This is a genomic window from Streptomyces sp. NPDC002845, from assembly GCF_053591955.1.
The window spans coordinates 66,345-72,974 of record NZ_JBSFUU010000050.1; the positions used below are offsets into that span (position 1 = coordinate 66,345).

Sequence of the window (6,630 nt, forward strand, 5' to 3'; positions counted from 1 at the left end):
ACTGATCGAGGAAGCGTCCGTCATCGCGATGGCCAGGACCTACTACCTGCCACGTCCGTCATTCCCATGGGGAATTACGTGACCGCGGGGGTGGGAATTACGTGACGCGGAACCCGCCCTACCTGGGGAATTTCGTGATCGCTCACACGCACTTGGTTGTCGACAACCGGCTCGGCTCCGCGATATCGCTCACGGACCAGGTGCGCCTGGCTTTGTTCACGAGTTGCGTCAGCAGTTGTACATGGGTTTGGGAGGCGCCCAGATCCACGGTCGGGTGATGTTCACGAGTTTTGTCAGCGCTGGGGTACTTGCCAGGACAGCATCGGGGGTGTTCCCGGTGAAAGGTCCTGGTCATGCCGCAGATGTCGAAGGTCGAGCTGTACGCGGCGATCCGGCGGGACCACCGGGCCGGCATGACGATGCGGGAGCTGGAGCGCAAGTACAACGTCGCCTGGCGGACGGTCCGCAAGGCCCTGAACTCCGCGTGGCCGGAGCCGCGCAAGCCGCTGCCGCCGCGGCCGTCGGCGCTCGATCCCTACAAGGCGATGATCGACGAGATCTTGCGGGCTGACCTGGACGCGCCGCGCAAGCAGCGGCACACGGTCACGCGGATCTTCCACCGGCTGGTCGACGAGCACGGCGCGAACGTGTCGTATCCGATGGTCAGGCGCTATGTCGCTGACCGGAAGCCGCAGATCGCTGTGGAGGCGGGCAAGGCGCTCATTGAGGCGTTTGTCCCGCAGACCCACCCGCCGGGGATGGAGGCGGAGGTCGACTTCGGCGACGTGGCCGTGCGGCTCGCCGGCGAGCTGGTGACCTGCTACTTGTTCTCCTTCCGCCTGTCGTATTCGGGCAAGGCGGTCCACCGACCCGTTGACCGCACTATCGGCGTGTCCTACGTGTTGGGGTGGTGAGGACGAGGAGTCTCCGTTCGGATGTTCCCGATGAGACGGAGATGTAATGGATCACGGTGTGGTGATAGCCGAACGCGAGGTGTCCGGCCTGGTGGTGGCGCGGGTCGGCAGCGTGGAGGCGACCACTGCCGCCACGTTGCCCTGGGTAGTGCTCGACGGTGGCGGGCGGGCGATCACACCGGCAAGCGAGTTCCTGCGGGAGCTCCTGGCCTGCGGCAACACTCCGGCTTCCTGCCGTTCCTACGCCTTTGACCTGCTTCGCTGGTTCCGGTTCCTCGCCGCAGTGGACGTCGAATGGAGCCGTGCGAAGCGCGTGGACGTACGCGACTTCGTCCTCTGGCTCCGCACATGCCACAACCCGGCGCGGGACAGGCGCCACCCGGACGCACCCGTGCCGGGGTCGCTGAACGCGCGCACCGGCAAGCCGTACCTGAAGTCGGGCTATGCCCCGGCGACCATCAACCATGCGGTGTCGGTGCTGGCGGCGTTCTACGACCACCATCTGCAGACCGGGCAGGGTCCGCTGGTCTCCCCGGTACCACCGCAGTCCCGTGACGGGCGCCGGCTGGAGGCGCATCACAACCCGCTGGAGCCTTCCCGGCTGCACCGCCGGGGCGCCTACCGGCAGAAGCAGGTCGACCGCGAGCCCCGCCCAGTCCCCGACGATGTTGTCGAGGACCTGTTCACCTCGCTGGGCTGCCACCGCGACCGAGCGCTGTTCTCCATGTTCTTGTCCAGCGGCGCACGGGCCGCCGAGATGCTGGGCATGACGATCGGCGATGTCCACCCGGGTGAGGGCCGGATCTACGTGCAGACCAAGGGCCTGGGCGGGGCGAAGGAAGCATGCCCGGCCTCCCCGGAAGCCTTCACCTGGCTGGCCCTCTACCTCGGTGAGCTGGCCCAGGACGGCCACCGGCCCGCCCCCGACGAGCCGGTGTGGTGGACCCTGCGCGGACCGACGCGCCCGCTGACCTACACGGCCCTGCGGGCGGTGCTCAACCGGATCAACGCCCGGATCGGGGCGAACATCACGCTGCACGACCTGCGGCACACCCTGTGTCTGCGCCTGATCGAAGACCCGGCCATCACCCTGGTCGACGCCCAGCAGGTGATGCGCCACCGGCGCATCACCACGACCAGCACTTACCTGAGGCCCAGGATCGACGAGGTGATCGCCAAGGTCCACGAGCACTACACGCGTCCCAAGCCGCCGCCGCGGCCGCTGACCGGCTGGACATATAAACCAGACGACCTCGCCGACGTTTTCGGGAACCGCTGATGACCCGGCACGGGCGCGTCGCCCGCACGCCGGTCAGCCCGCGCGACCCCGCCCTCCTCACCGCCGCGCTGCCTGAACCGAGGAGCACGACCCGTGGCAGCGGACGGGAGACGGCGCATCGCGATGAACTGGCCCGCCTAGCCGAGAGCTTGCTGAGCGAGCCGACCGTCCGCAACCTGTGGCGCCAGCAACTCTCACTGACCCGCATCTTCGACTGGCTGGAGGGATTCCCCGCCGACACCTGGCAGGACCGATGGCTGCTGAGCGGTTCCGACGACCTGGGCTCCGGCTGGGGACCGCGAGGGCTCAGTGCAGGCACCCGGTCGCGGTTCACCGCCGGTCTCGGCACCTTGATCGTCCTCCAGGCGATCCGGCCCTCCTACGGCTGGCTCTTCGGCAGCCGCCTCCTGGGCGTCTACGACGCCTACCGTCGGCACAACCAGCAGGCGCTGTTCGCCGAACTCAAACAGCGCGCCGGCGGACAGCGCTGCGACGAGCACGCGACCGAAGCCCTGAACGTGCTCACCCGCATGAGCATCGTCACCGGCAAGGACCTCATGGCCTTCGACCTGGAGGACCTCACCGACTACGCCGGGGCCCGTCAGGACAACGGCCGCACAGTGACGGCCCTGCCCCTCGCCTACGACATCCTTCACGCCGTCGGCGGTCTCAAGGACTCACCACCGACCCTGCGCGAGGCCCAGGCCCGCGGCCAACTCACCCCCGCCGAGCTGATCGACCGCCATCCCATCGCCAACCGCGCGGTCCGCGACGTGCTCGTCCACTACCTCGCCGAGCGATCAGCCGTCCTGGACTACGGCTCCCTGGTCAACCACGCCCAGATGCTGGCCGACCTGTTCTGGGGCGACCTGCAACGCCACCACCCCACGATCTCCTCGCTCAACCTGCCTGACGAGGTCGCCCAGGCGTGGAAGCAACGCGTCCGGGTTCCTGCCCGACGGGCGACCGCGCCGCACCGCCCACGCCGTGTTCCTGGCCGTCCGCTCCTTCTACCTGGACCTCTCGCAGTGGTCGATGGAGGACCCTGCCCGCTGGGCGGCCTGGGCGGCACCCTGCCCGATCAGCGAGGCCGACATCCGCGGCTACACCAAGGAGACCCGGCACAGGCAGGCGCGAATGCAGCAGCGCACCCGCACCCTGGTCCCCGTCCTGCCGCAGCTCGTCCGCGCTGCCGAGGCCCGGCTGCAACGTGCCACGCTGCTGCTGCAGGCAGCCCGCTCCGCGAAGCCTGGTGAGGAGTTCACCGTCGAGGGCTCGCAGTATCGACGCACCGGCAGGGACGGCAGCCACTGGCGTCCCACAGCGCTGTTCCTCGCCCCCGTCGGTGAACCGGGGCCGCGGTTCGATGCCGAATGCGAGGAGAACAACGCGTTCTGGACCTGGGCGAGCATCGAGGTTCTACGACGCACCGGGGCCAGGATCGAGGAACTGCTGGAGCTCACCCACCTGAGTCTGCGTCAGTACCAGGCGCCGACCGGCGAGACGGTGCCGCTGCTTCAGATCAGCCCGTCCAAGACCGACCGCGAGCGCGTCATCCCCGCCGACCTGGACCTGGTCGCGGTCCTCGCCCGGATCATTCGCCGCATCAAGGGCACCGGCGAGCGAGTGCCGCTGCTGACCCGGTACGACGGCTACGAGCGGGTCTTCGGCCCACCGTTGCCGCACCTGTTCCAATATCCTTCCCAGCACCGGCTGCAGGTCATCTCCGCCAACCGGATCCGCGATTTCCTGACCGAGCATGCGCTGCGGGCCGGTATCGCCGACGTCGACGGGACACCGCTGAGGTTCACGCCGCACGACTTCCGCAGAATCTTCTCGACAGAGACAGTGAATGGCGGCCTGCCGATCCACATCGCCGCGAAGCTCCTTGGCCATCTCGATCTCAACACCACTCAGGCTTACGTCGCGGTCTATCCCGAGGAGGTGATCCGCCACTACCGGCAGTTCGTCGACCAGCGCCGAACCCACCGTCCCAGCGAGGAGTACCGCGAACCCAGCGACACCGAGTGGCAGGACTTCCGCGACCACTTCAGCCTGCGCAAGGTCGCGCTCGGCACTTGCGACCGGCCCTATGGGACCCCTTGCCAGCATGAAAACGCCTGTGTCAGGTGCCCTATGCTCCGGCTGGACCTGGCGCAGGAGCCCCGGCTGCTGGAGATCGAGACCAACACCCGCCAGCGCCTGGGAGAGGCCCAGCGGATGCAGTGGCTCGGTGAGGTCGCCGGCCTGCAGGAGAGTCTGCGGCACATCGCCGACAAGAAACAGCAGGCCGAACGTCTGTGAGCCCAGGTCGGCCGAGGTGAGGACGGGGTTGCTGCCCTCGGTTAGGTCGTCACGACTCCGCGATGATCTGGGCCTTGAGCCGGTCATATTCGGCGACCGCGTCCGGCAGGTGATCGAAGAAGTCATCCCAGAAACAGGGGCGCTGCCACTCCTGGGGCGCCAGAGTCAGCCTGCCGTCGTTCAGTGCGGTGACCCAACAGGTCGGCATCCGATCGGACACGATCTCGAACATGTCCGCGTCCCACAGTCCAGGGGAGTCGATCTCGTCTCGTCTCGCACTGCGGTCAGGAAGGCGGAACAGGACGTGGGGCCGGGCGGCAAGCACTTCGAGGACCGGGTATTCCTCGCCGATCCGCACGCCTGGATGCTCGCTCACTACCGTCGAGGTCCCGGGTCTGATGATTTTGACGCATCGGACGATCACCGCTGCAGCCTACGCAGTTCCCGGCCCGGCCGGCCCCCGGCCTGGGGACGACGCCTGGTTCAGCGCGACGGGGACCGATCCAGTGAAGTGCGGGTCAGCCAGGAGCACCACACGGTCCGCTTCGACGTCAAAACCGAGCACCGGGTGACCGGAGTCCGTCTCCGGCCCGAGCAGTACAGGTTTGCCCAAGCACCGTCCGATCGCCCGCAGGAAGCCGCAGAGCACGTTCAGTTGTGTCTGGCCCTGGAGCTCCCGAAGATCAACATCGAAGTCGATCGAGTCGGCTGAATAGGGGCGAAAGATTGCCAAAACTCCTGGTGCTGGCCAGATCCTCAACATCACGTTGGCCTCGACGCCCCGAGACAACATCACCGCGGCCCGTGGAAGCCGCAGGAGGGCACCGTCTTCGGAGTATTCACACGCCCACCCCCGCGAGCGCACCAAGTCGAGCACCGCCTGCCAGTCATCGACGGAGGTATCAGCGACGCTCACGTCCGGCAGCGGGCCCATCAAATCGGGGTCGAAGAAGTTCTTGACGTCATCCCACAGCAGGTCAGGCACCAAGTCATGGTGCCCTCTCACATGGCGGGCCGCAGCTCGATTTCCTCGGACCCCGTCGAAGCTCATGGCGATCACAGCCCAACGGAGATTCAGGCACATCGCGAATACCGAAGTGCAGAGAAGGGTGTTCGCCTCTGCCGGCCAGGAAGCCTTCTTCGAGGGTCACGTGCACGCGCTGCGGGTGCTGGGCGTCCCGCGGGGTCGGGTGCGCTATGACAACCTCAAGGCCGCCGTCGCCCAGGTGCTGGGGCTGAGCCGGGCGAGGGTGGAGACCGACCGGTGGATCGCGTTCCGGTCGCACTTCGGCATCGAGAGCTTCTACTGCCGCCCGGGCATCGACGGGGCCCACGAGAAACATCTGTCATCACACTGCACCTCATCGGGTCGTTGCGGAGTGTTCGGGGTCCCGGACGCTGCGTCGTGGTCGACCGATGACGGGCCGGACCAGGTCGGGGCCGGGCAGCGGGTAGACGTACTCACCCTTGTCGTTGGTCAGGATGCCGGTGATGATGCCGTCCCGGCGCCAGTGCTTGACGGTCTGGAAGTGGACACCGAGGTGGCGGGCGAGTTCGGAGACGGTCAACATTCCCGCGTCGAGCAGGCGTTGGCGGTGGCTGCGTAGCTGGTAGGCATTGCGCAGGTGGACGATCATGCCGCGGGTGAATGGCTGGCCCATGCCGCTGGACAGGCCGCGCTCGTTGAGGATGTCGGCGCTCTGGGCGTCGGTGTGCTCTTCGAGGAGTTCGTCGAGCGCGGCGACGACAGCGGGGTCGGTCTGGCGGAGTTCCCAGGCGGTCAGTGGGCGGGGCAGGGTGAGCTGGTGAAGTTTCCCCGTGATCTTGGACACTCGTTGGTTATGCCGCGAGGGCGTGTTGATGCCGCTGTCTGGTCTCGGCCGGGGTGAGGTAGCCGAAGGTCTTGTGCTTGCGCAGGCGGCGGCGGTTGTAGAAGGTCTCGATGAAGGTGAAGACCTCGGCGCGGGCGGTGGCCCGGTCGGGCCAGATGCGGGTGCCGATCTCTTCCTTGAGCAGGGCCCAGAAACTCTCCGCGGGCGCGTTGATGCCCCTATGGATGTCAAGTGGCGTCTCGGGCTGGTTCCGTGGGGTGTGCCGCGGTGTTTGCGGGGGCGATGTGCCGGTAGATCTCTC

8 protein-coding genes are annotated in these 6,630 nt (G+C 67.4%); 4 read left to right on the top strand and 4 right to left on the bottom strand.

The genetic code is table 11. From position 1 onward, the window contains the following. The first annotated feature begins 353 nt into the window (after positions 1-353). Genes ACWD3C_RS30930 through ACWD3C_RS30945 form a run of 4 tightly spaced genes read left to right on the top strand, consistent with a single transcriptional unit; the run spans position 354 to position 4,497 of the window. Complete coding sequence (locus ACWD3C_RS30930) at positions 354-914, top strand: hypothetical protein (protein WP_451149463.1); 561 nt, start codon at positions 354-356, stop codon at positions 912-914. Between the two features lie 46 nt (positions 915-960). Next, on the top strand, positions 961-2,193 hold the full coding sequence (locus ACWD3C_RS30935; RefSeq protein WP_451149464.1) for a tyrosine-type recombinase/integrase: 1,233 nt from the start codon (positions 961-963) through the stop codon (positions 2,191-2,193). Further along, on the top strand, positions 2,193-3,449 hold the full coding sequence (locus tag ACWD3C_RS30940) for a hypothetical protein (RefSeq protein WP_451149465.1): 1,257 nt from the start codon (positions 2,193-2,195) through the stop codon (positions 3,447-3,449). The genes ACWD3C_RS30935 and ACWD3C_RS30940 overlap by 1 nt, the downstream gene beginning before the upstream one ends. After that, entirely contained in the window at positions 3,331-4,497 is a 1,167-nt protein-coding gene (locus ACWD3C_RS30945; protein ID WP_451149476.1) for a tyrosine-type recombinase/integrase, read from the top strand. Before ACWD3C_RS30940 ends, ACWD3C_RS30945 begins: the two co-directional genes overlap by 119 nt. 49 nt (positions 4,498-4,546) lie before the next feature. Here ACWD3C_RS30945 and ACWD3C_RS30950 read toward each other — a convergent pair whose 3' ends face one another. The 4 genes from ACWD3C_RS30950 to ACWD3C_RS30965 form a co-directional block, all read right to left on the bottom strand. Then, positions 4,547-4,855 carry a hypothetical protein gene (locus ACWD3C_RS30950; RefSeq protein WP_451149466.1) on the bottom strand — a complete coding sequence of 103 codons (309 nt, stop codon included), beginning with the start codon at positions 4,853-4,855 and terminating at the stop codon, positions 4,547-4,549. Positions 4,856-4,930: 75 nt separating this feature from the next. Next, complete coding sequence (locus ACWD3C_RS30955; protein WP_451149467.1) at positions 4,931-5,482, bottom strand: hypothetical protein; 552 nt, start codon at positions 5,480-5,482, stop codon at positions 4,931-4,933. Between the two features lie 376 nt (positions 5,483-5,858). Next, a complete protein-coding gene (locus ACWD3C_RS30960) occupies positions 5,859-6,329 on the bottom strand; it encodes a hypothetical protein (protein ID WP_451149468.1) in 471 nt (156 codons plus the stop codon). 7 nt (positions 6,330-6,336) lie between these two features. Continuing rightward, a partial coding sequence (locus ACWD3C_RS30965; protein WP_451149469.1) for an IS3 family transposase occupies positions 6,337-6,630 on the bottom strand: 294 nt, incomplete at its 5' end.

Bases quoted from the DNA above. Each gene is read 5' to 3' on its own strand.
- ACWD3C_RS30930 (WP_451149463.1), top strand. From the start codon at position 354: ATGCCGCAGATGTCGAAGGTCGAGCTGTACGCGGCGATCCGGCGGGAC.
- ACWD3C_RS30940 (WP_451149465.1), top strand. From the start codon at position 2,193: ATGACCCGGCACGGGCGCGTCGCCCGCACGCCGGTCAGCCCGCGCGAC.
- ACWD3C_RS30945 (WP_451149476.1), top strand. From the start codon at position 3,331: ATGCAGCAGCGCACCCGCACCCTGGTCCCCGTCCTGCCGCAGCTCGTC.
- ACWD3C_RS30935 (WP_451149464.1), top strand. From the start codon at position 961: ATGGATCACGGTGTGGTGATAGCCGAACGCGAGGTGTCCGGCCTGGTG.